Annotated in this window: 32 protein-coding genes; 24 read left to right on the top strand and 8 right to left on the bottom strand. The window is 58.5% G+C overall.

Annotation, left to right across the window (positions count from 1 at the left end):
• Window positions 1-59: 59 nt before the first annotated feature.
• Together ACJO3T_RS12560 and ACJO3T_RS12555 are read right to left on the bottom strand one after the other, a co-directional pair.
• The gene (locus ACJO3T_RS12560) at window positions 60-167 is read right to left on the bottom strand and encodes a hypothetical protein (RefSeq protein WP_406963209.1); all 108 of its coding nucleotides are present in this window, start codon (window positions 165-167) and stop codon (window positions 60-62) included.
• Window positions 154-897: a glutamine amidotransferase gene (locus tag ACJO3T_RS12555; protein ID WP_406978673.1), complete on the bottom strand. Its 744-nt coding sequence runs from the start codon at window positions 895-897 to the stop codon at window positions 154-156. Before ACJO3T_RS12555 ends, ACJO3T_RS12560 begins: the two co-directional genes overlap by 14 nt.
• A gap of 35 nt (window positions 898-932) precedes the next feature.
• On the opposite strand from ACJO3T_RS12555, the gene ACJO3T_RS12550 reads away from it, so the two are divergent.
• Window positions 933-2,249 carry an aminotransferase class I/II-fold pyridoxal phosphate-dependent enzyme gene (locus tag ACJO3T_RS12550; protein WP_406963211.1) on the top strand — a complete coding sequence of 439 codons (1,317 nt, stop codon included), beginning with the start codon at window positions 933-935 and terminating at the stop codon, window positions 2,247-2,249.
• 103 nt (window positions 2,250-2,352) lie between these two features.
• Here the strand turns inward: ACJO3T_RS12550 and ACJO3T_RS12545 are convergent, their stop codons facing one another.
• A complete protein-coding gene (locus ACJO3T_RS12545) occupies window positions 2,353-2,589 on the bottom strand; it encodes a thioredoxin family protein (RefSeq protein WP_406978672.1) in 237 nt (78 codons plus the stop codon).
• A 142-nt stretch (window positions 2,590-2,731) separates the two neighbouring features.
• On the opposite strand from ACJO3T_RS12545, the gene ACJO3T_RS12540 reads away from it, so the two are divergent.
• From ACJO3T_RS12540 to ACJO3T_RS12530, 3 genes are all read left to right on the top strand, one after another.
• Complete coding sequence (locus tag ACJO3T_RS12540; protein WP_406978671.1) at window positions 2,732-3,070, top strand: winged helix-turn-helix transcriptional regulator; 339 nt, start codon at window positions 2,732-2,734, stop codon at window positions 3,068-3,070.
• 74 nt (window positions 3,071-3,144) lie between these two features.
• Entirely contained in the window at window positions 3,145-4,095 is a 951-nt protein-coding gene (locus tag ACJO3T_RS12535; RefSeq protein WP_406978670.1) for a 2-hydroxyacid dehydrogenase, read from the top strand.
• Window positions 4,096-4,148: 53 nt separating this feature from the next.
• The gene (locus ACJO3T_RS12530) at window positions 4,149-5,864 is read left to right on the top strand and encodes a protein adenylyltransferase SelO (RefSeq protein ID WP_406978669.1); all 1,716 of its coding nucleotides are present in this window, start codon (window positions 4,149-4,151) and stop codon (window positions 5,862-5,864) included.
• A gap of 153 nt (window positions 5,865-6,017) precedes the next feature.
• Here ACJO3T_RS12530 and ACJO3T_RS12525 read toward each other — a convergent pair whose 3' ends face one another.
• Window positions 6,018-6,356 carry a helix-turn-helix domain-containing protein gene (locus tag ACJO3T_RS12525; protein ID WP_406978668.1) on the bottom strand — a complete coding sequence of 113 codons (339 nt, stop codon included), beginning with the start codon at window positions 6,354-6,356 and terminating at the stop codon, window positions 6,018-6,020.
• Window positions 6,357-6,535: 179 nt separating this feature from the next.
• On the opposite strand from ACJO3T_RS12525, the gene ACJO3T_RS12520 reads away from it, so the two are divergent.
• From ACJO3T_RS12520 to ACJO3T_RS12425, 20 genes are all read left to right on the top strand, one after another.
• Window positions 6,536-6,883 carry a hypothetical protein gene (locus ACJO3T_RS12520; protein WP_406978667.1) on the top strand — a complete coding sequence of 116 codons (348 nt, stop codon included), beginning with the start codon at window positions 6,536-6,538 and terminating at the stop codon, window positions 6,881-6,883.
• Window positions 6,880-7,434: a hypothetical protein gene (locus ACJO3T_RS12515; RefSeq protein ID WP_406978666.1), complete on the top strand. Its 555-nt coding sequence runs from the start codon at window positions 6,880-6,882 to the stop codon at window positions 7,432-7,434. The genes ACJO3T_RS12520 and ACJO3T_RS12515 overlap by 4 nt, the downstream gene beginning before the upstream one ends.
• Before the next feature lie 275 nt (window positions 7,435-7,709).
• The gene (locus ACJO3T_RS12510) at window positions 7,710-9,455 is read left to right on the top strand and encodes a hypothetical protein (RefSeq protein ID WP_406978665.1); all 1,746 of its coding nucleotides are present in this window, start codon (window positions 7,710-7,712) and stop codon (window positions 9,453-9,455) included.
• Window positions 9,456-9,741: 286 nt separating this feature from the next.
• Window positions 9,742-10,122: a hypothetical protein gene (locus ACJO3T_RS12505; protein WP_406978664.1), complete on the top strand. Its 381-nt coding sequence runs from the start codon at window positions 9,742-9,744 to the stop codon at window positions 10,120-10,122.
• A gap of 23 nt (window positions 10,123-10,145) precedes the next feature.
• Window positions 10,146-10,628 (top strand): hypothetical protein, encoded by a 483-nt coding sequence (locus tag ACJO3T_RS12500; RefSeq protein WP_406978663.1) that lies wholly within the window; start codon window positions 10,146-10,148, stop codon window positions 10,626-10,628.
• The gene (locus ACJO3T_RS12495) at window positions 10,594-11,229 is read left to right on the top strand and encodes a hypothetical protein (RefSeq protein ID WP_406978662.1); all 636 of its coding nucleotides are present in this window, start codon (window positions 10,594-10,596) and stop codon (window positions 11,227-11,229) included. The genes ACJO3T_RS12500 and ACJO3T_RS12495 overlap by 35 nt, the downstream gene beginning before the upstream one ends.
• Window positions 11,230-11,355: 126 nt before the next feature.
• Window positions 11,356-11,505: a hypothetical protein gene (locus ACJO3T_RS12490; RefSeq protein WP_406978661.1), complete on the top strand. Its 150-nt coding sequence runs from the start codon at window positions 11,356-11,358 to the stop codon at window positions 11,503-11,505.
• A gap of 3 nt (window positions 11,506-11,508) precedes the next feature.
• Window positions 11,509-12,336, top strand: a complete 828-nt coding sequence (locus ACJO3T_RS12485; RefSeq protein ID WP_406978660.1) for a major capsid protein P2 — start codon at window positions 11,509-11,511, stop codon at window positions 12,334-12,336.
• Window positions 12,337-12,349: 13 nt separating this feature from the next.
• Window positions 12,350-12,637: a hypothetical protein gene (locus tag ACJO3T_RS12480; protein ID WP_406978659.1), complete on the top strand. Its 288-nt coding sequence runs from the start codon at window positions 12,350-12,352 to the stop codon at window positions 12,635-12,637.
• The gene (locus tag ACJO3T_RS12475; protein ID WP_406978658.1) at window positions 12,637-12,852 is read left to right on the top strand and encodes a hypothetical protein; all 216 of its coding nucleotides are present in this window, start codon (window positions 12,637-12,639) and stop codon (window positions 12,850-12,852) included. Before ACJO3T_RS12480 ends, ACJO3T_RS12475 begins: the two co-directional genes overlap by 1 nt.
• Entirely contained in the window at window positions 12,828-13,214 is a 387-nt protein-coding gene (locus ACJO3T_RS12470) for a hypothetical protein (protein WP_406978657.1), read from the top strand. Before ACJO3T_RS12475 ends, ACJO3T_RS12470 begins: the two co-directional genes overlap by 25 nt.
• Window positions 13,204-13,698 carry a hypothetical protein gene (locus tag ACJO3T_RS12465; RefSeq protein WP_406978656.1) on the top strand — a complete coding sequence of 165 codons (495 nt, stop codon included), beginning with the start codon at window positions 13,204-13,206 and terminating at the stop codon, window positions 13,696-13,698. Before ACJO3T_RS12470 ends, ACJO3T_RS12465 begins: the two co-directional genes overlap by 11 nt.
• A gap of 3 nt (window positions 13,699-13,701) precedes the next feature.
• On the top strand, window positions 13,702-15,126 hold the full coding sequence (locus ACJO3T_RS12460; RefSeq protein ID WP_406978655.1) for a hypothetical protein: 1,425 nt from the start codon (window positions 13,702-13,704) through the stop codon (window positions 15,124-15,126).
• Window positions 15,126-15,542 carry a hypothetical protein gene (locus tag ACJO3T_RS12455; protein ID WP_406978654.1) on the top strand — a complete coding sequence of 139 codons (417 nt, stop codon included), beginning with the start codon at window positions 15,126-15,128 and terminating at the stop codon, window positions 15,540-15,542. Before ACJO3T_RS12460 ends, ACJO3T_RS12455 begins: the two co-directional genes overlap by 1 nt.
• Window positions 15,542-16,123, top strand: coding sequence for a hypothetical protein (locus tag ACJO3T_RS12450; RefSeq protein ID WP_406978653.1), 582 nt, complete (start codon window positions 15,542-15,544; stop codon window positions 16,121-16,123). The genes ACJO3T_RS12455 and ACJO3T_RS12450 overlap by 1 nt, the downstream gene beginning before the upstream one ends.
• A complete protein-coding gene (locus tag ACJO3T_RS12445; RefSeq protein ID WP_406978652.1) occupies window positions 16,120-16,245 on the top strand; it encodes a hypothetical protein in 126 nt (41 codons plus the stop codon). Before ACJO3T_RS12450 ends, ACJO3T_RS12445 begins: the two co-directional genes overlap by 4 nt.
• Window positions 16,245-16,544, top strand: coding sequence for a hypothetical protein (locus ACJO3T_RS12440; protein WP_406978651.1), 300 nt, complete (start codon window positions 16,245-16,247; stop codon window positions 16,542-16,544). The genes ACJO3T_RS12445 and ACJO3T_RS12440 overlap by 1 nt, the downstream gene beginning before the upstream one ends.
• The gene (locus ACJO3T_RS12435) at window positions 16,541-16,753 is read left to right on the top strand and encodes a hypothetical protein (protein WP_406978650.1); all 213 of its coding nucleotides are present in this window, start codon (window positions 16,541-16,543) and stop codon (window positions 16,751-16,753) included. The genes ACJO3T_RS12440 and ACJO3T_RS12435 overlap by 4 nt, the downstream gene beginning before the upstream one ends.
• The gene (locus ACJO3T_RS12430) at window positions 16,753-16,950 is read left to right on the top strand and encodes a hypothetical protein (protein WP_406978649.1); all 198 of its coding nucleotides are present in this window, start codon (window positions 16,753-16,755) and stop codon (window positions 16,948-16,950) included. Before ACJO3T_RS12435 ends, ACJO3T_RS12430 begins: the two co-directional genes overlap by 1 nt.
• Window positions 16,947-17,360, top strand: coding sequence for a 3TM-type holin (locus tag ACJO3T_RS12425; RefSeq protein ID WP_406978648.1), 414 nt, complete (start codon window positions 16,947-16,949; stop codon window positions 17,358-17,360). The genes ACJO3T_RS12430 and ACJO3T_RS12425 overlap by 4 nt, the downstream gene beginning before the upstream one ends.
• Before the next feature lie 10 nt (window positions 17,361-17,370).
• On the opposite strand, the gene ACJO3T_RS12420 is transcribed toward ACJO3T_RS12425, so the two are convergent.
• The 4 genes from ACJO3T_RS12420 to ACJO3T_RS12405 form a co-directional block, all read right to left on the bottom strand.
• Entirely contained in the window at window positions 17,371-17,838 is a 468-nt protein-coding gene (locus ACJO3T_RS12420; protein WP_406978647.1) for a DUF3653 domain-containing protein, read from the bottom strand.
• 338 nt (window positions 17,839-18,176) lie between these two features.
• On the bottom strand, window positions 18,177-19,523 hold the full coding sequence (locus ACJO3T_RS12415) for an anti-phage END nuclease (RefSeq protein ID WP_406978646.1): 1,347 nt from the start codon (window positions 19,521-19,523) through the stop codon (window positions 18,177-18,179).
• A 216-nt stretch (window positions 19,524-19,739) separates the two neighbouring features.
• Complete coding sequence (locus tag ACJO3T_RS12410) at window positions 19,740-20,987, bottom strand: hypothetical protein (RefSeq protein ID WP_406978645.1); 1,248 nt, start codon at window positions 20,985-20,987, stop codon at window positions 19,740-19,742.
• 45 nt (window positions 20,988-21,032) lie between these two features.
• A protein-coding gene (locus ACJO3T_RS12405) for an IS3 family transposase (protein WP_406977608.1) occupies window positions 21,033-22,144 on the bottom strand; the annotation gives its coding sequence in 2 pieces (ribosomal slippage) (window positions 21,033-21,883 and window positions 21,883-22,144; 1,113 coding nt in all).
• Window positions 22,145-22,218 lie beyond the last annotated feature (74 nt).

The raw sequence follows: 22,218 nt of genomic DNA, 5'->3' as shown, positions 1-22,218 counted from the left end.
TTGTTGTGGCTTCTGTTTTGACATCATCAATATGAAAACCGAGACGACGGTATAGGCCATCATTTCCGCTCCCCCAGACGATTGCTCCAGTCTTCGATCTGACCTGTTTCAAGGCGACGGGCTGCAAGACTTCGCCAGCTGTCACTGAGTCCTTCAGGTACTGACATCGCCTCCAGGGCCTGTCAGTCCTGTGTTTTGGTGGGCACATTGCGTCAACCACCTGTGAAAGACTTCCCTGGCAATGGGCTCAAGCCTGGGCAGGTACCTCTGCGACTCCGCCCGCATTGCCGCCACGTCAGTGTTGATGGATGCCAGCTCATGGCAGTGGCCAACAAGCCAGCGTTCGCAGCCCTGCAGAGGCACCTCCAGATGGAACTGCAAGCCCAGGATTTGCGAGCCGCACATGAAAGCCTGGTTCGTGCACGCGGGTGTGCTGGCCAGGGCGGGTAACTGCTCTTCTATCTGGCAGGCCTCGCCGTGCCAGTGCAGTACCGCCTCCGCGTCGGCCAGAGGAGCCAGAACGGATTGTTTGCCGGTGTCGGTCAGGGCCAGTGGTGCAAATCCAATTTCCTTGGAGGCCATGGGCTCGACGCTGGCGCCCATCACGCGTGCAATAATCTGGGCACCAAGGCATATGCCCAGCAGGGGCCGTCCGCTTGCGATCTGGCGCCTGACCAGGCGTTGCTCCATGGCCAGAAACGGATAGGCGTCGATATCGTTGACGGAAATGGGCCCCCCGAGGATGATCAGAAGATCCGGTGTCATCTGCTCCAGCTCGGTCAGGTCATCCACTCCGACATCCCAGTAGTGGTAGTGGTAACCGTGCTTGGCCAGAATTGGGGCTAGCAGGCCAAGGTCCTCGAAATGGATATGACGGATAACATGCGCGACTTTCATGTTGACAAATGTCCTATGCCAAATAAAATAATGTCATGAGTAAAGATTATCTGGAAGGAAAAACGGCTGTCAAGATTGCCGAAAGCATCGAGCATGCAATTCAAAGCGGACGATTGACCGAAGGTGATTCCCTACCGTCCGTCCGTGAGGCGGCAGTGATGCTGGACGTTAATCGAAATACCGTGGCGCAGGCATACTCCCGGCTGCGTGAACGCGGTTGGGTCTACGGGCGCGGCAGGGGGGGAACCCGGGTAATGCCGCTGCACGAGGAAGGAGAGACTCTCGGTGAGGCGCCCGCTTTCCCCGGTACCGTTGATCTCGCTTCCGGTAATATCGACCCCACGTTGCTGCCGTCCCTGAAGCGGGCCGCGGCGGAAGTGGACTGGCACCAGACCGGATACGACCGGTCCGGTGAGGACCCTGAACTGCTTGACCTGTTCCGGGACAGGTTGGCGCGTGAAGGAGTACCAGCGGACTCAATGATGCTTGGGCATAGCGCCCTGGATCTCATCGAACGGGCGTTGCGGGTTCGGGCACAGATCGGTGAAAAGGTCCTGGTCGAGGATCCTGTCTGGCCGCCACTGCTTGCATTGTTGCGATCTCTTGGCCTCGTGGTGGAGCCAGTGCCCCTTGACGATCAGGGGGTTATTCCGGAGGAGCTTGCCGCCAGGCTCGGTGCCGGTGTAGCCGCCGTTGTGCTGACGCCGCGTGCCCAGAATCCGACCGGTATTGATCTCCCCGCCGGGCGTCTTGAGCGGATTCAGGTCGCGTTGCGGGATCATCCGCGGACCCTCCTGATCCTGGACGATCACTGGGGCCCACTGTCCGAAGCGCCACCACCGGCGATTGATCCCGTCACACCCGCCTGGTTGCTGGTACGGTCCGTCTCCAAGTTCCTCGGTCCGGACCTGCGCCTGGCCGTTGCCACCGGCGATCCGGATACAGTCAACCGGATGGCCCGGCAGTTCGCCCTGGGGCCTCGCTGGGTCAGCCGTCTGGTACAACGGATTGCCGTGCAGCTCCTCCGCAGCGAACATACTGAAAGGCAGCTACAGACCGCCCGGGCCACCTATGCCTCGCGTCACAAGGCGCTGGTTGATGCTTTGCGTCGGCATGGGCTCCCGGTCAGTTCCGGTTCCGGTGTCAATCTGTGGCTTCCCGTGAAGAATGAAACGGCGATGGTCGAACGCATGACCGCGCGCGGCTACCGGATTCAGGCTGGCCAGCCTTTCCGGCTGCGGTCAGGGCCCGGTATCAGGATCAGTGTCGGGAATCTTCCTGTCGAAGACGCCGATGCCGTTGCCGGCGCCCTTGCGGACTGCACACTGGGTACCTCGACGCCAATGGTGTAGAGGGGCAGGGCACTCAAGACCAAAAGTGTGGGCCTGGTTGAGAGCATCAGGCAACAAAGTGCGACGCCCCACGAACGGGAGGCGCCGCGAGTACACGAGTGGACTACTTCAAATCTGAAATACTCGCGCCAAAGTTGATGTGGAAGGGTGTACCTTCAAGGACCAGGGCCGGGACCGACTTCACACCGACCGCCTCGGCCTCCGCGATCCTCCCCTTGTCCTTGCCAAGATGCACCACCTCGACATCGTATCGGGAGGGATCAATGGCCTTGGCAACATTGTCCTCGGCGGCGACGCATACCGGGCACCCTGCATGGTAGAAGATGGCTTTGCTACTCATCTCTGAACTCCTATGATTAATTGGCTGATTGGCGTGCGCACAACCAAAAGATAGAGTGGGCTGAGAGTGCTGACTAGCGGGCACAAATCGGTGGGCTGGGCACCTTTTGGTGTATTTTGTTGAAATTGAGGGAGAAAATTTCTTGAAGGCTCGCAGCTCGTATCGCAAGTTGGAGGACGTTGTAGGCTGCAAGTGGTCGGTTTCCGTCCTGCTTGCGGTCGAAAAGGGCATTAACCGACCGGGGGCTCTCGAACGGCATATCGAGGGAATCTCAACAAAGGTTCTGTCGGAGCGACTTCGTAAACTCACTGCGTACGGTCTGATGCATAAGGAGACCTTTCCTGAAGTTCCGCCACGCACCGAATATTCACTGACCAAGTCGGGTAAGAAGCTGATTAAAATTATTCAACAGATACAGGACCTTGATGTCGAACTAAACGGGACAGACGGAAAGTCTGCACACAAGGATACCGGTATCTGATCGTTAGCGGCTCCGAAAAGCCATAGCTCCGTTATGCTCGTGGTTTCATTCTCTGATAGAAAAGGACCTTGGCAATGGCCATCGATATCCTGGTAGCCGGACGTTTGCCCCCCAATGTTATCCCCCAGTTGGAAGACCGGTTTCGGTTTCATACGCTGCCGGGAGACAAGGATAAAGCCGATGCGATGTTGCAGGAAGTGGGAGGGGCCATCCGGGGTTTGCTGACAAATGCCGCCCAGGGGGCGCCGGCAGGCTTATTGGCGGCGCTGCCGAACCTGGAGATTATCTCCTCGTCCGGAGTGGGTACGGATGCTCTCAATGTGGAGATTGCGGAGGCCAGGGGGATCCGGGTTGAAACGACGCCGGGGGTACTGACCGACGATGTGGCGGACGGGGCCATTGCCCTGATGCTGGCAACGACCCGACGACTAATGCAGGCCGAGCGCAATGTTCGCGCCGGTCGCTGGCTTAAGGGCCTGCCCCTGGGTAACCGGATGACCGGCAAGCGTCTTGGAATCCTGGGCCTGGGCAAGATCGGGCAGGCGCTCGCGAAGCGGGCTGTCGCGTTTGATATGCCCATTGCCTACCATCAGCGGAACCGTAATCCCGAAGTTCCCTATACCTATCATGATTCGGTGGTGTCACTGGCTGAGGCCAGCGACTTTCTGGTGGTCATCGTTCCCGGTGGCCCGGCCACGGAAAACATGGTGAACGCGCAGGTGCTGGATGCCCTGGGACCGGAGGGCATCCTGGTCAACGTGGGCCGTGGCAGCGCCGTCGACCAGTCCGAACTGATCCGTGCCCTGCAACAGGGCCGCATCCGGGCGGCCGGGCTCGACGTTCTGGCGGATGAGCCCCGCGTGCCGGAAGCATTGCTGGAACTGGACAATGTTGTGCTGACTCCCCACTACGCCAGCGGCACCATTGAGACCCGGCTGGCCATGGGGCAGCGGGTGGCGGATAACCTTCTGGAGTATTTTCGGCTGAGTGATGGATGCGTTTGGACGCCTGAAGAATTGACTTAACCATGTACACTCAAACTATCACCCATAGTCAGACCAACGCATGAGGAATTCCTATGATAACGCGACGTCACCGGGAAACGCCCACAACGGTCGCGACCCTCGACGATCTCGCAACGTTGGCAGACTATTCGCTCATGGACACGCTCAACTGCGATCCTGAGGGGAAAGCAAACGGAGCTGACCACGCGCCACGGCAAGTCTTCTCGGGCCACTATGTCCCGGTCAATCCCACGCCCATCGAAAACCCCGAATACGTCGCACATGGGAAAAACCTGTTTCGCGAACTGGGTTTTGCCGACAGCATGGCGCAGTCCAACGACTTCGTCCGCATGTTCTCCGGCGACTTATCCCGGGTTCCGGAGCCTCTGCGCAATGTCGGCTGGGCGTGTGGCTACGCACTTTCCATCTACGGCACCGAATTCTACCAGCAATGCCCATTCCAGACCGGCAATGGCTACGGCGACGGTCGCGCTATTTCAGTGCTCGAGTCTGTCATCAATGGGCAGCGCTGGGAAATGCAGTTGAAAGGGGCAGGGCGCACACCCTACTGCCGCGGCGCGGACGGCCGGGCCGTTCTGCGGTCCAGTGTGCGGGAGTTCCTGGCCCAGGAGCATATGCATGCACTCGGTGTGCCCACGTCACGGTCTCTGAGTCTGTACGTGTCAAAGACCGAGCAAGTCAGGCGACCGTGGTATTCGGGGGGCTCACGCTCAATAGACCCTGATATCCTTATATCCGAGCCAGTTGCCATCTCTACGCGTGTTGCGCCGTCGTTCATTCGGGTAGGGCAGCTCGAGCTCTTTAGTCGTCGTGCCCGCAAGCAGGAACACCCGCAGGCGATGGAGGAGCTCGAGAAGATCATCCTGCACCTGATTGATCGTGAGTACGGTGACGTTATCGACCGGTCACTGGCCACCGCTGAAAAAGTGGTGTTGCTTGCACGTGAGTTCCGCGGCCGACTGACGTCGCTTGTGGCGAACTGGATCCGTGTTGGCTACTGCCAGGGTAACTTCAACAGCGACAACTGTGCGGTGGGTGGCTTCACGCTCGACTATGGACCATTCGGATTCTGCGATGTATTCGATCCGCAGTACCAACCATGGACCGGTGGCGGGCATCACTTCGCGTTCCTCAACCAACCAGCAGCGGCCGAACGCAACTTCCACTCGTTCTGTTCGGCGGTTCGGCCTTTGTTGGCAGGGCATCCGGAGTGTCTGCGGCAGCTGGAGGAGATTCAGAGTGAATTCCCGCAGGTGATGCAAGCGCAAATGGAGAAGATGTGGGCTGCCAAGCTCGGACTCGACGCTTTTGACGCGGATTTGTTCCGCGAGCTGGCAACGCTGATGATGCAAACGCCGGTCGATTACACCATGTTCTTCCGGGAACTCTCGGCGTTGCCAGATGACATTGAGCCACTCAAGAAGAGCTTCTACAGGGGCCCGGCCTATGCTGCAGACCCCGAAGGGATAGACAGGCGCTGGTCAGCGTGGCTCACAAACTGGCAATCGCTCACACGACCTGGCACTCGTGAGGAGCTTTCCAGTCAGATGAAGCTCGTCAACCCGAAGTACAGTTTGAGGGAGTGGTTCGTTGTGCCTGCTTATCAGCAAGCGGCAGCGGGGAATTACGCTTTGCTGCGAGAACTGCAGGACGTGATGACGCAGCCATACGCCGAGCAATCGGAGGACGTAGAGAAGAAATACTACAGGCTGAAGCCGCCGGAGCTCTTTGAGGTTGGTGGGTCGTCACACTATAGCTGCTCGTCGTGACGGGCATCCAAACTTATACCATACTGCGCATAATGTATAGGATGTAACCCCAACAACAACAGCAACTTACACCAACAAACCTCAATAACAACAAAGACTTAAATGAATGACTTAACGATGGTTATATGTCGCGTGACGCGAATACAGCCATGGTCAGATCATGGTGTTTATGTGATTCCCAATAAATAAGGAAATGATCGGTAAAATAAGTACCACCGATGCAGTCCGTTTTAAGACTTCTTCAAAGTAATGGCGGGTTGTTTCACTCGGGGAGCGCTCTATATAAATCTCGGTCAGAACCTCCACCGGATCGAGACCGCACAAGTCTGCAAGCCGCGCTGCGGGCTCGTCTCCGATGGTTCCGTTCCCCTTGCTCCAGCGGCTCACGCAAGAGCGTGATACGTCTAGAAGCTGAGCGATTCGATAGTCTGAGCACCCGCCGTATTGCTTGCGGATGATTTCCAGGTACTTTTTAGTGGCCGAAATTTCCATAGTCCCTCCTGTGTCGCGTCACGCGAAAGCCGTTCAAGGATAGCTCTATTGCCTAGCCGGTTAAACGTTATATAGCCTGTAACGGCGTTCTACGCTCTAGAGCGTTTAGCGTTAAACCTCCTGGCCCCGGGTAGCTCCCGGGGCAACTTTCGGGAGGCCAACAACAGGAGGCAGTACCTATGCAGACCGTCGAGATTAAAAACCACGATTACAGTGGACCTACCACGAACCCCCACCAGCAGGTCATGGACCGGTTGAACCAGCAGTTCGCCCATGTGCGCGGACCTGAAGGGTTGCGCCGTGCCCTGAAAACCTGGGGCCTGACCGATGACATCAGCCCCCGGCAAGCCCGCATGTGGGCCGACATGAACGAGGGCCAGCGCCGGACCCTGTGCCGGATGGCCAACACCCCCCAGGATTACGTGGGCCGCGAGTGGGCCAGCATTCCCCAGAAATTCCGCCCGAAAATCTGGCAGGCCATCGGTGATCTGGCCGCCTGGGGCGAACGACTCAAGGGCCGGTTTTGATCAACTGGAACGGCAATAGCGGCGGGGCCGTCGCGTTTATTACTTTGTTCCTCTGCGTGATGGCAGAGACGTGGATTTTGGGGGAAGACACCGTGGATATGCAGGCAATTATCGAAGCACAGAAAAGCGCCATCGAGTGGGACCGCACTATGGTCCGGCACTACGGCGAGAAGTACCGGGAACAAGTGGCAAACCCTGACAGTGACCCGGATTTTCAGGAAGTGTTGTTGGAAAGCGCCGAAAGGAACGCAAGGGAGCGCCGGGAAAGGGCGGAAGCGCTGGCGCAAGGGCTGGCCATTCTGGAGCGGAAAAGCGAGGTATACGAGGTATGCCAAGGGTGCGGGAATTGGGACTACCTATGGCTTACGCGGGGTAAGCGGCTTTGCCCTGAATGCGACCTGAAAGTGATGGAGGCCAACGACCGCCCCTCTGACGATTGGGACCACGACCACGTATCAGACGCCGATTACCCGGCGGTGGAGGAATACACGCGGACGGGGAAGCCCCTTCGGGTTGGCGGCGGCTGGATTCTTGGGGGTGAGGCGTCATGAATAACGGCCTGGAAGCGCTTGGAATTGTGTTTGTGGTGGTTTTGTTGGTCATCGCTGCTGTGTTCGGGGGTGGGGCATGATTTGCGAACACGGAAACGGCATAAAAATGCTGTGGAGTTCACAAGGCCGGGAAACAGTCGAGCATGTGTTGATCGCTTTCGAGGGCTGTGATCAGTGCATAGGCATTTGGGTTTCAAGTGAGGAAGACGGAACCGATGCAGTGCACCCCATAAACGGGGAGTGGGACAACCTCGAAAACGACCAGATACCTTTCCATGATTGAAAGTTACACCAGCAACGAAACCATCAACGGGGCGTCGGCAGCGGCGGCCCCGTTTTTTGATGCCCTGGCACCAGAGGGCGAGGGCGCCCGCGAGGCCGTGACCGCCATCAGGCGGGCATCGGCCCATAGGCTCGTCAAGGCGGCCAAAAGTCCGACAGAGGCAGATAGGGACCGGCGACTGGCCAAGTTCTGGGCAAGTGAGACGCTCGGAGCGCCACCCTGGCCGCGTTTGATCAATGATCCCCAGGTCTGGGCCAAGGACAACGAGACGCCGGGCACCTGGGCCGTTGTGGAGCGTCGGGACTGGTGCGGTGAGTACCGGCTACGCATGGAAACCCGGGCGGCCAATAGCGATTTGCCCCCGGAACAGAACGGGGACCGGGTAACCGACATGCTCACCGACCGGGGAGCCCGGAAAATCTCGGAATCCTGTTACTTCACCGCCTGCAGGAGAGGCGGATTCACCACGTTCCTGACCCTGACACTGAGCCAGGAGGCCCGCGAAAAGCTGGGCCGCCGGGTGCTGGTGGCCCACCCCCGCGTGAACAGCGGTCTGACCATGGCCCCGTCCATTGAGGCCGCCCGGGCGAAACCCGGCCCGTTCTGCCCGGATTACTCCCGCGTAGACCAGATCACCACCCAGAACCAGGAACAGGAAATAGCCGCGGAATACACCCCGCTCGACCGGGAAACCCTGCGGCCATACGTGCCGCTGGTGGAGGCCTGGGCATGGTCGGTCCAGAAGGAAGCATCCCGGTTTTTCGAGGCCATCGGCCAGATGTACCGGCGCGGCTGGCAGTACCAGAACGACCAGGGCGACACCGTGAAACTCAAGGGCTCCCGCGCCCTGTACTGCGTGGAAGGCGAGGACGAGGACAGGAAAACCGGTGCCCCCTTCACCCGGCTGAAGTGGTGGCGGGAGCCCCTGGATTACCTGTGGGTGGCGGAAAACCCGGACCGGATCGACGAGGAAACCGGCGAGGTCCTGGGCGAGAACCCGCACATCCACGTGATGATGCGGTGGCGCGTCCCATACCAGCACTTCCAGGCCTGGGCGGCCCGGCTGGAAAAGCTGTGGGGGCAGGGTATGGCCCACCTGGAAAAGATCAAGGAACCCAGCAAGGCCGGGGCCTACGTGGCGAAAGCGGCGGGGTATCTGTGCAAGGCCCAGGGCAAGGGCGACCAGGGCAGCATCCGGGGCAACCGGTACGGCATCAGCAAGCGGGCCAGGGCACCCGGGTGGATCGAGTGCGAGCGGCACCAGGTCGGCATGATGGGCTGGCTGTTGGCGGAAGCCAATGAGGCCTGGCAGCGGAAACACGGCGAGAAAATCCAGCGCCGGGAACGCCTGAAATCCCAGCTTGAACAGGCCACCACCGGCGCGGCCCGGCAGAAAATCGGCCGCATCCTGGAGGGCGTCCGAAAGGAGTTGGAACCCCTGCCGAAAGTCAGCAAGTACGGCGCGATATTCAAGAGCGAGACCCAGAAGGATCAGTTCATGACCTGGGCGCGGAAACAGGGCTGGAGCGAGAAACCCCAGTGTTCCCAATGGCTGCACCAGTGGCGGCGGGAGCAACTGAGGCGGCGGAACGGTGCCCGGCTGTTTGCGCGGGATATGGATTGGGCGGACTGGTTCGCCCTGGCCGATGCCGGGGCGGTGGCGTGCAACGACGAGGGGGCGAGCGATGCAGATTATAACGGAGTACACCTGCCGGGGTTGTCGGCGGCGAGTGCGTGAGCAGATATGCGGGTCCGGGTTGCGGTGCAGCAGGTGCAACAGCATCCGGATAGAAAACGGGACCTTTCATTCCGCGCCGACGAGGCCGGAAAACCCACGAATCAGACCTTATAGGGTGACCAATGACGATCAGGCGAATGGATAACCGGGAGCTATTGGCAAAAGGGCTGGCGTTGAAAGGCGCGGCGGCGGGGATCAGTCACCCGATGCTACCGGCCCGGCTGAAAAGCTACGTGGTGAACGCGGCGGAAATCGTCGCTGAATTGGCAATACGGGAGGCAGGAAGATGCCAGCAGCAAAAGACAACCGAAAGCCGGTAGGGCGGGCGGACTGTGCCGACTGTGGCACCGTGGCCGCCTTCTACCAGGTCACCAAGGGGAAGCGGGCCGGATACCTGTACAAGCGGTGCGGGTGCGGCTGCGACCAGTCCAGCGGCAAGGCCAAGCAACAGCGGTGGCTGTCCGAAATGGAACCCACCGGGGAACCTATGATTGACCACCCGCTGGACCTGGACGAACCCGCCCCGGAACCTGCCGGGGAACCTGGGTCAGACCCGGAGGAACCGGAGCCGGAACCCAGCCGGGAACCTACCGGCGAACCTAATAGGGCGGGCGTCCTGGGCCTTGTCGCCATGGCGGCGGCGGTGGGCTTCGCCCTGTTTTCGTAAACCACCAGTGATTGGGTGATCAGATGACCGATGACGTAGTAGAGGAACAGCAGGAAGGCGCGGGCCTGGACGACATGATCCAGGAGTACGAGGCCGAACAGGCGGAAGCCGAAGCCGAGGCGAAACAGCCGGACCCGGAGGAACAGGAACGGGCTCGCAAGCTGGCCGAGAAGATGAACAACGGCTTCCTCTGGGCGGTGAGGGCCACCCAGTGCCCCCATGTTGAAATTGACAAGGTGGTAGACCGCGAGGCCGGGAACGAGGCCTTTGTGCCGCTCGCGGAACGCTGGGGCGGTGAGGTGCCGGAGTGGATCCAGGCCTTGCTGGATCAGTACCAGCCGTACATCGCGGCGGGCTGGTACATGGGCAGCGCCATCTACAAGGCCCGGCAGGCCGAGGCGGAAGTGCTGGCCTATCTGGAGGCCCAGCGCCGTAAAGCACAACAGCACCAGCAGCAACAGGAGCCCGGCAATGGCACGGAACCCGAGCCCGGAACGGCAGAATGAGCACGTTTTCATCGCGGCCAAAACCGGGGGCGGGAAAAGTCAGTTGACCCGGAACAATGTGGTCCCGGGGCGCGGGATTCGCGCCCTGATCTGGGATGTCGACATGGACCACAAGTGTCAGCGGTTCACCGACCGGGGCGCGTTCATGCGGGCGGTGAACAAGGCGGACAAGTCGGGGAAGCCGTTCAAGATCGGGTGGAGTGGCGACGACAGCCAGGAAACCTTTATCTGGTTCTGCGAAGTGGCCTGGGCCATCCTCGACGGCCACCGGGAAACCTGGGTGATCTGCGAGGAAATGGCGGACCTGGAGCTGGGGCAACGGATGCCGCAATTCTTCGGGAAGCTCATGAAACGGGGCCGGAAGTACGGGGCCAAGCTGGTGATGACCACCCAGCGCTGCCAGGAAGTACCGAAGGCCATGATCACCCAGCCGCGAACCCGGTTTATCGGGCTCCATGAGGATCAGGACGCCCGCTATCTGGAGCGGGCCGTTGGCATATCAAAGGAGGAAATCGAGACCCTGAAGCCACTGCAATTCTGGCGAAAGGATGACCAGGGAAGGGCGCTTTTCGAGACGAAATACCGCGCTTTCAAACCGTGATTGGTCGGATTTTAACCTAATAGGTTAGGCCCCTTTCGCATAAAAACCAGCCCGCCTATAACCGAAAGCACAAGCACCGGTAAGGCGGGCTTTTTTTTGTGCGTGTAACGGCGGGGAGCCAGAGCAATGGATCGAATCAAGAGTTGGTGGAATACCAACGTCGACAAAAAGCAGTTGACCACCATCGTGGTGGCATCGGCGGTAATCGGCGGTGCGGCGTTCGCGGCCCAGCGGGCTGGGTTCGGTAAAGCGGCGAAAATCGTCAAGGGGGGCTGATCCATGGGACAGCGGATTTTCAAGAAAGTCCAGGCCCCGGAGGGGGTAGCCCCTGGCCAAACGGCGACCGTGCGCTTTGCCATTGGCAGCAAGTACCACGAAATCGCCATGGTCACCAACATGGCCCTGGCGGACATGACTGAAATTCGTCTGATCGCCAACAACAAGACGATTCACCGCTACAGCGCGACCGAGCGGGACACCATGAACCAGTATTACGGCCTTCCGGCCTTCGGTGCGGCGAAGATTCTGTATATCCCGCTGGACCGTAAGGCGCTGAAGACCCGGAGCATGGAAGAAGTCACCGGTATCAACACCGGCGTGACGGGCGAAAGCGGTGAGCGGATCAACGCCCTTTACCTGGAAGTGGACATTGCCAGCGGTGCCACCACACCGACCCTGGACGTGTACGCCACCACCAGTGCGGCGACCGGTGACGGTGTGGGCACGGTGATGCACATCACCAAGCACAACCGCAACGCGGCGGGGTCCGGCGAACTCCAGGTCAGCGACCTGCCGTTCAATCGTCCCACGGCGGCGGCCCTCAATGCGTCGTTCATCTTCCCCTCGGCCAACGACATTTCCAAGATCGTGGTCGAGCGCGGGCTCTACAAGGTGTTCGAGCGTTCCAAGGCGCTGAACGAGCGCATGCAGACCATCGGCGAGCGTGTGCCCCAGGGTAGCTGTCATGTGGTGGATTTCACCGAAAACGGCTACGGGGCCAACGCCCTGGACCTGCGGGGCTACCAGGACTTCCGCTACCTGCTGACCATGACCGGGGCGGCACAGGTGACTTTCCTGAGCGAGTACCTGGGCGTACTGGGCGACTGATCAGGGGGTAACCATGGCCAACTGGCTGGAAGAACTGGAGCAATTCGGGACTGGGATTCTGGGGGCCACCCAGGAGGGGTTGGCCGCCAGGATCAAACAGGAGTTGGGGGCTGCGGCCCCCGCGAATGCGGCGGACCGGCCCGAAACCCAGTATGACACCACGGTCCAGGAGCCCCTGGACGGCCCGGAGCAAAGTCAGGGCGTGAACCGGGCACTGGATGACCTGTGGGGTCGTTACAAGTGGTGGGTCGTCGGTGGCCTGGGCATCACCGCCTATCTGGCGTTCAAGGGGGCGCGGTAATGCTGAATCCGTTTGCAGTGAGTGGCGGCGCGGGTGGTGTTGACCTGTCCGGCGGGCCTGCAACGGCAGGTGTCGGCGACACCGGCGGCAGTGCGGGCGGGCAGGTGTTCAACTTCCTGCCGCCGCAATCCATTCAGCAGAAGGCCGTAAGCACCCCGGTGGTGCTGGGCGTGCTGGCCCTGGGGGCACTGTGGCTGTACACCCGTCGCAAGTGACCTGGAGCCCGGAGGCGGCGGCCAGTCTGGCGGCGGCACGGGCAACACCGGCGGACCTGGAGGCCTACCGGCGGGATGTCGAGCGAGACCTCGCCCATCTGTGGCGGGTGCCCGGTGAGCCGGTGTCCTACGTGCTGACCCGGGTGGAACAGGACAGCGCCGGGAGCCTGGAAATGGTCATCGTGGCCGGGGCCGGGCAGAACGCCCCGGACACCATCGAGTGGTTCACCGACCTGGCCAGACGCAACGGCATTCCCTCCATCCGGGCACACATCAACCGGCCCGGGCTGACCCGGATTTTTGAGCGCCAGGGCTACACCCTGGACGAGTGGATTATGAGGGCGCGGACCGATGGGCAGTAGCTCCAAAAGCAGCAGCAGTAGCGTCAACAAGGCGTACAACTTCAACAACATCGACTACTCCGGCGGGGGTGGCGGTGAGGGCGGTTCGCTGGCCAAGAACATCAATCTGGCCGAGTCGGAGTTGACCGTTGGCGACGTGTCCACCACCGACCACGGCGCGGTATCCGGGGCGCTGGATTTTGCGGCCACGGCCTCCAGTCAGAACGCCACCGCATTGATGGCGCTGGGAGACCGGGCCTTTGACGATGTGGAGGACAGCCGGGAGTTGACCGGCGACCTGTTCACCGGCGCGGTGGATTCCGTCAACGCGGCCAACCGGGAAACCCTCCAGTACATGAACCAGAACACCGACCGGGCGCTGGCCTTCGCCAATCAGTCCACCCGGAGCGAGGCGGGGCAGATCGCCGAAAACCTCACCAAATACATGATGGTCGGCGGGGCGGGGCTCGTCGTGCTGATCTTTATCGTGCGGAAAAAGGGCTGATCCATGGCAGGCCAGGACATCAAGAAACTACTCCCGGCGGGCGGTGCCCAGCCGGTCAACGTCTCCGGCGATTACATCTACCTGAAGTTCGCGGACCGACCCATTGATGTGATCATCGACGGCGGCAACTCCGGCCAGACCCGCGTCACCATGGAAGCGGGCGACAAGTACCGGCCCGGCGCGTTCGAGGCCTTCGAGATCGTCAACCCGGACACCGAGCGCCAGGCCCAGGTCATCTTTACCGTGGGCGAGGGCGACTATAACCGGCAGATTGTCCGGGGAGAGATCAGTATCGAGCCGGTACTGAGAAACGCGGACGGCACCACCAAACCGGACACCCGGGGCGAGATCCGGGTAAATCTCCAGCCGGTGAAACTGACCACCGAGGCCTACAGCGTCGGCGACCTGATTGACGCCTTTGAGCGCCCAGAGTTCCCGGACAGCGGATTCAGCGGGCGCAAGCTGTTCCACGGACCGGACGGCACCGTCGGATTGTCGGTGGCGAACAGTGCAGACGAAACCGGCATCATGCTATTCGACCCGAAAACCAATGCGCTGATCAGTACCGAGCAATGGGACACCAGTCCGTCCGGGTTCGTGCAGGACGTGTGCTACCTGCCAGGATTCGGTTACCTCTACCTGGATAACGGGGAAAACCTGCGGGATATGCAGGACAACATCCTGTTGGACCTGGAGGAAGCCGGGTATTCAGGCATGGAGAGCATGGACTACGAACCGGCAACCGACACGCTGTTGATTAAACAGGTTAATTCGACACTGCTGGTCAGGGTGAGTCGGGATTTTGAGATTGTCGGAGAGTTGCTGGTGGAGAGTATCGGTTCAACCTTGCTTGATGAGGTGAGGGTGGATCGATGGACCGGCAACATCATGCTCCACCGTAATTTTGATCTGGAAGAGTTCTCCGCCGATGGCCAGTACCTGGGCAACATCTATTTCGGTGGCGGCATGAATTTCGAGGACGGCTATATCCCGTTCCGTAACCAGATCACCACCCGGGATGGTCTGCAGATCGAAATCCATGCCATGCGTGACTTCACCACAATGCCGGAGTTCCGGGCGGTACGCCCCGGCTGTGATCTGATGAACGCGCTGACACGGCCCGACAGGCTGCCCCAGGTGAGCGCACAGATTGCTGTGGAGGACCTGGGCGATGGTATTCGGGTGTCCGGTGAAGTGATCAAGGCCGCGCTGGAATACTACTTCAAGCGAGCTGCGCCGGATGACTACCTGGATCATGTGTACCAGTTCGACATGGACCGAACTGGCAACGGGATGCCATTCAAGACCGTAAACAGCGGCAACCGTACCTTCGCGGCTGCCGCCATAAAGGACAGCTTTGACACCATCCTGCCCGGCCAACTGGTGCTGGTCGTGGATAATGAACTGGAAATGGGAGAGCCCATCTGATGAGTATTTTTGCCGGGAAACTGCATTTCCCATTTGAGCCGAAAATGGCGGTAGCACTGGATGCCACCGGCGAAACCCGGACGCCGGACATTCTGCGTCCGTCGCTGGGCAGCCTGGCGGTGCTCCAGTACAAGCCAGCCAAGCTGGCCTTCCATATGATCCTCAGTGACGAGCCGACCAGTGGCGCGGCAACGGTGAAGGTCTATGCCGGTGAAAGCGAACTGGCAACGGTCGCGGTGACCCTGGAGGGTAACAGTGTCATCAGTGGATCGACCGATATCGACCTCAGTACGGTGCGGGGGCAGACGGCGCTGTCCGTCTCGGTGGACGTGACCGGGGCGGCGGATGCGGGTATTACCGCGACCCTGGATGCGGTGCTGGGTGTCGATCTGCCGGTCGTGCAGTCCGGCTGCTGATGACTCCGGCCATCCTGGCAGCCCTCGCCATCGGGGGCGTGGTCGCCTTCGGGGCCATCCAGTCGGGTGTCCGGCTGGACCTGATCATGGGAAACGATGGAACAGCCAGCAGTAAGGGGAAGGGCGTGAACCTCCAGCATTTTTCACCATCCGAGTTTACCGACCGCTACGGCACCAACTGGTACAGCCAGATGCACCCGGAATTGCTGCGTAAGCTGGACGCCTTCCGCGAGCGCTGGGGGCATCCGGTCATGGTCAGCAACGCCAAGGGGGCCATGGGTCGCCACCAGGGGCCGTCCGGCACTAGTCAGCACAACGTGGACGCCTGGGGCGAGGTCCGCGCCATCGACGTGTTCCCTAAACTGCCTGCCGGGGCCAGCGGCTACCGCTACATCGAGAAGGCCAGCGAGCGGGCCAGGGCGTACCAGGTGGCGCGGGCGGTCGGCTTTACCGGCATCGGCCTGTACACCGACACCAGTCCCGGCGACATGCTGCATGTGGACGTGCGGCCCTCGTCGGGCGTCGCCACCTGGAGCCGGGTGGACGGCAACTACCTGGACATCGGGCAGGTGATCGCGTGAAGCCGAAGCATGTGTTGATCGTCGGGGCCATCCTGGGCGCGGCGTGGTGGTATCGCAGCCACCGGCAGCAACAGGAAGCGGCCTACAACAACCCCAGCAGCGTCATGGCGTCGAGGATGTAATGCTCAACCAATGGACACCGAAAACAACGTTGATCGTCGCGGGCGTGGCCGTGGTCGGCGTCTGGTGGCTGTCCGGGCGGGCCTGGGAGACCGCCAGGGATGTCGGGGAAGCCGTCAATCCAGTGAACCATGACAACGTGTTCAACCGGGGATTCGAGGGCCTGTATCAGGCCGTGACCGGCAGTGACGGCACACCGGGCACTGACCTGGCGGAATGGTCCGACGAACTGGACGAACAATACTACGAATACACACCCCTGGGCCTATACGGCAAGGTGAAAGCGTGGTGGTCGGAATGATGCGCCAGGCCATCCCCTGGGCGGCGGTCGGCTTCGTATTCGGGGCCATGGCCGGGTTCCAGTGGGGCAAAAAGGCAAAATCGAACATTGGCGAGTCGGTCAACACCGACTTCCAGGACGGGGTAGCCACCGTCCAGTTTGATGTGTACGGCGCGGCCCGCTCCGGGCTGGCCGATCCGATAAACGATCTGATTGACGGGATGTTCTAGTGGACGTATCCAACTTGTGGCCGCTGGTCGGCGTAGTCTCAGGAGTGGGCGGACTGGTCGGGTCCTGGCTGGGCAACAAGGTAGAAATTGCCTGGATCAAGGCCCGGCAGGAAAAGCACGAGCAACGCCTGGACGATCACAGCGCCAGGCTTCGGGCGCATGACATCGCGTTGGGCAATCGGGGTGACGTGTCATGAGTTGGTTCGGAAAGCTGGTCGGCGGCACGGCGGCGGAACCCATTGAAGCCATAGGCAACGTCTTTGACAAGCTGTTCACCAGTGACGACGAACGGGCGAAGGCCCAGCAGGTGTTGGAGAAAATCCGGCAGCATCCCCACATCCTCCAGGGCGAAATCACCAAGATGGAAGCGCAACACCGGAGCGTGTTTGTCGCCGGGTGGCGGCCCTTCATTGGCTGGACCTGTGGCAGTGCGCTGGCTTACAGCTATATCGTGCGCGATCTGGTGGCCTGGGGTATGACCCTATGGGTCCCGGGAGTGGAGCCGCCCCCGGAGCTGGCCATGGAACACCTGATGACGGTGTTGATTTCGTTGTTGGGCCTGGGCGGCCTGAGAACGGTTGAAAAGCTCAAGGGGCGGGCGAAGTGATGGGCTGGGCTCAGTGCCCGGCCTTCTTTACGGCCGTTCGCAACGGCACCACGTTCCCGGGCCAGCGATTGGCCTGGGCATAGTCCAGGGCCTCCCGAAGCATCCGATTATCCACCTCCAGCCGGGCCACTCGCGCCTGGAGTTCCGCGTTCAACTGCTTCTGATAGGTGAACGCCATCAATTCATCCGGGTGAAAGCTCCAGCCATTGGGCGCGGTCAGCCGGCCAGTCTCGTCAATGTGCCATTCCCGCCACCGGTGATCCGGCAGCAAACCGAGCGCCCGCGTGTACAGCACCAGCCGGGTGCGCCTGTCCATCGGGTGGGTACCGGCGATCCACTTGTAGACCGTCTGGAGACTCACGCCAGCCAGGTCGGCGGCCAGCGCGGGCGGCAGATAGCGCAGGTGCGGCCCGTATTCGACCCGCAACAGCTTGCGGTCCGGGTGGTGCTGGTAACTTTTCTTAGATGGATTGCGCATAAAGGGAAACCAGAGCAATGCGCCTTTGTTATTAAAATCGGCCATTTTTCGTCCTATCTTTGTTAGAGGTCTAAAGACTCCCGGAACGGCGCCGGGCGGACGATTAATCAAGCACTTACCGAGGTTCCAAAACGTCAAACCGGGTAAAAACTGGCCCGGTGTTGATTCCTGTCACTGCGCATAATGTATATTATGTTAAATGACGTGCATCGCGTCGTTTGACTCATAATCCTGGTAATTACACTTTGCAGTGGAATGATTCAATTTAGAGGGAGTTTCTGTAATTCCCTGTTCCTGCAAAGGATTTGGGATTTTACCGACCACACCCGGCACTTTGGCTAGTAAATCTTTACGTCGTATCCCAAAGCCCGGAGAGATTTGCTGGTTCGACCATTCCTTGGTGGAAACCAATCTGGCTGGGCCCACCCGGCAAGTTCTGCCAGTTGATTTATTCCGATGTGAGGGATCTTGAAAGCCGGGTCATGTTGGGCTTCGAATAAACGGACAGGCAGCTCTTTCCTCGGCCCTCCATATAGGACGTGCCTGACAAGCTCCCTAAAGCTCTGTCCTCTTCCGTTGCGCTGGTCATTCAACCAACCTGCGAAACGTTCAACCCGATCAGCTAGCTTCGCTACCGTCCCTCCTGGCAAACCAAGCATAGACGCAGGAAGTTTGGATACGTGGTCCTTCGTTGAGTGATTTGCCAAGATAATTTCAATGAGATCGTCTTCGTTTAGACTGTCTATTCTTTCAGGATCCAGCAGTGATCTGATAACGGGTGCACGGTCATAGAGGTTAACATCCTCCTCTGAAGGAGCTTTCCCTTGGGACTGCCACCAATAAAGCGCCCGTTCCAGCGCTGCTCTCGGATTAGCTCGGTGGTCCATATAATATTTTTCATAGGGGTGTCCGCCACTTCCAGTCACCTCATTGTAGTAGTAGGCATGAAGAAATTGATCTGCCTGCCAAGACGTGGGTGTGTTGGGACGCAGCCAATCTGGTTGATGGTCCTCTACTACCGATGCGATTTCGCGTAAAACGGTCAATCCGCTCTCCCATTCTTTTAGGAAATTTTGTTTTCTTTTTTCGACCGTTTTCTTTTTATCTATAAAGGCAGGTCCTTCCCAAATTGGCTTCCGTCTCTTCCGCTTTGCCTCGTCTTCGAGGCGTTTCAGAACCTTGCTTCGTTCTTGGTGCAGCTCTCTTTGCTCATCAATAATTTCCTGCGTCAATGGAAATGCTGCCTCTAACGATTCAAGGTAGTCGAAGAAATCAGAGACTTGCTGTAGACCACCAGCGTTTTCCAGCTCTTCCTCACTGAAAAACATCCCGGCTTCTAGGTTCGTCACCCAAGCCCTATCTGTAAGGTTTGCAGACCCAATATAGACGCCGTAACCTTTCCACCAAATGGTTTTTGCGTGGTGAACGTCAGGGATCAGGTAACAGAAGATATTCTGACTGGTGGCCCTCAATAGCTTATCAAGTAGGTTCGGGGATACGGGTACCGTATGATCGTATCGCATCCAAATATCCAGCCTACGTTGATGTTGAAGGCAATTTTTAATCAGGGTATCTGAGTCGCTTCCATAGGCAATTGCGGCCTTGACCCAGTCAACTTCATCCTCCGGGCCTGGTAACTCACTTCTTAAAAATCTGTTGTTCGCATGGTTTGCGATAAGCTTCATGTTTCTTCCCGCATGGCCTGGAATCGTGGGCAGCCGCCCTTTTAGTTAATGGCGATGCATTCCCGTGATTGTTATCCATCAATCTTGAGCGAATAGGCAATTTTCCACGGCACCACAGCTGGTGCAGCGCCCTACTTCTTGAATCAGCGACCTTGAAATCCGTCTATTCATTAAATGGAATTTAGGGCAAAAAAGGTTTAGGGTTCGAATGAAAGATTAGCTTGCTTCTCTTGGCCAGCCCGCTCCAAGGCCTAGAGTTTGACGAAGTTCGACGCGCTCTGACCTTACGAAATCCGAATTCTCGACTGTCGCATGAGTGAAACGTTCGAGGAACGACGGCGCAGGATTTGTAGCCCAAGGATGGAAATAAACCGTGCTTGAGGCTTCAGCGAGTGAAGAAACGCGAAGGTTATTGAAAATCCAGGCTGCGCTGCATCTCAGCCCCTGGACGCCAGAGTTGCCGAGCCACGCTCCTTCTGGCTTAACACGCTCCATTGTGATTGAACGAGCCCCACCAGAAACAACAAAGGCTTTTTTTCCTAATAAAGCCTCGTCCTCATTTATTTCTGATACCCCTCCCGCTAAAACGTTTACGGCGATCACCAAAGGAGCGTCTAAATCACCATACTTTCGGGCCTTTTTCTTGATATTTTTATGAATGGACTGAGTAGCATCTCCTTTAGGTGAGGGAATCGATCCACTACCTATGAGTGATGTAGATTTTCCTCGTGATTGCGGATTCAAGGGCCACGCCTTAATTTTTAACCTCCACCCCTGATCTGACCATTGAAAAGTGGGAAGTTTATAATTTGAACTAGTTATTTCGCTGCAAAGTTCTTCAACCGCTAAGGAGTCCAACCATGAGTGCACGTTACGACAAAGTTGATTTCCATTTGGTTGCCCAAGCGGCGACCCTGATTCCGTAACTAGAATGAGAAAATTTTCGTGCGGAGCACTATTTAGTGCATCTAAAACCCTTGCTCGCCTTCCATTTGCGCCATTCTCTTCTGAAGAGGTAACGCTAACCACTGTAGCTTCCAGATAGAATCTATCACCTGTGCTGGTAATGACCGAGAAATCAGGCCTCTTATCAGATCCATTGGGTAACTCAGGGTGCGGTGTAAGGATACAGCCCTCACGAACTAAGGCTTCATGAAGTATCAGTTCGAAGATGGAGGATTCGAAATCTATGTCATTAGGCGACCTTATTCTAGATCGAATAGCGTGCCGTTCTTCCTCTGGGAAATTTCTATAACAGTTTTCGATAAACGCTCTAACGTTGCCTATGACTGATCGAGCGGACCGATTGTAGAAATTAAATTGAGATTCCTCCATCTTTTTAGGCGAAGAATCGGTCCGTTCAATATTTTCGAAAAGACAATCGAGTTCGAGAGCCTGATTCGCCCTCGATGCCAAGAGTCTCTTTAAAGCAAAAGTTCTTCTCTTAGTTTTTATTCTTCCCATAAATATCTCTGTAGATTATGTTGGTGAACTGTAAACACCCCCGTTTCAGTTGCACCGCTGATTAGAGTTTTCCGCCCGTTGGTGTTTCGCCAGGTATTCCCATGGCGTCAGGTCTTCCAGTGAATCGTGGGGACGCTCATCGTTGTATTCCGTTATCCAGGACTCGGTCAGTTCTCGGACTTCGGTGAGGTTCCGGAAGACATACATGTTCAGGATCTCGTCCCGGTAAGTTCGGTTGAAGCGCTCCACGTAGGAGTTCTGAGTCGGCTTCCCTGGCTTAATAAACTCCAGCGATATGCCGTGCTGTTCCGCCCAATCTGCCAGGGCGATGGAGATGAACTCCGGGCCGTTATCCATTCGCAATCTGGCCGGGTAGCCTCGCCAGGCGATGATGCGCTCCAGAACCCGGATGATCCGTGGGGCCGGCAAATTAAGGTCGATCTCGATGGCCAGTACCTCCCGGTTAAAATCGTCCACCACGTTGAAAGTGCGGAACCGGCGACCACAGAACAGACTGTCGTTCATGAAATCCATCGACCAGCACCGATTAACGGTGACTGGTACGCTCAATGGCTCCGGGTTTCGGGTCGGGAGTCGTTTCTTACCCCGTCGTCGTTTATTCAGGTTGAGTGCACAATACAGCCGGTGTACCCGCTTGTGATTCCATCCGTGACCCCAGCGTCGCAGCACCTTGAACAGTTTGCTGAAGCCGTAGGCGGGATAGCGTTCAGTCGCGCTCTGAAGCGCTGCAATCACTGGTTCATCCCGGGAAGTATCCGGCCGATACCGGTACACAGAGTCACTGATGCCAGCGATTCGACAGGCTCTGCGAATGCTGACGCCGTGAGCCTGCTTGAGGTAATCCACCAGTTCTCGTCGAACGGCTGGCTTTACAGCTTTTTTTCGATCACATCCTTGAGCAGTTTGTGATCCAGGCTCAGCTCCGCGTACATCTGCTTCAGCCGGCGGTTTTCCTCTTCAAGCTCCTTGAGGCGCTTCACATCAGAGGCTTCCATGCCGCCGTACTTGGATTTCCAGTTGTAGTAGGTCGCATCGGAGATGCCGTACTCCCGGCAGACTTCCTTGACCAGGCGACCGCCCTCGACCTCCTTCAGGATCTTGACGATCTGGGACTCGCTGTACCGTGATTTCTTCATGTCGTTCTCCGTTTGCCTCATTGTAGGCCGGAGAACTCTAATTACGCATGCACCGATTTTAGGGGATGGTTACA

The organism is Marinobacter shunpengi, assembly GCF_045449715.1.
GTDB lineage: Bacteria > Pseudomonadota > Gammaproteobacteria > Pseudomonadales > Oleiphilaceae > Marinobacter.
This window is presented reverse-complemented; position numbering and strand designations above follow the sequence as displayed.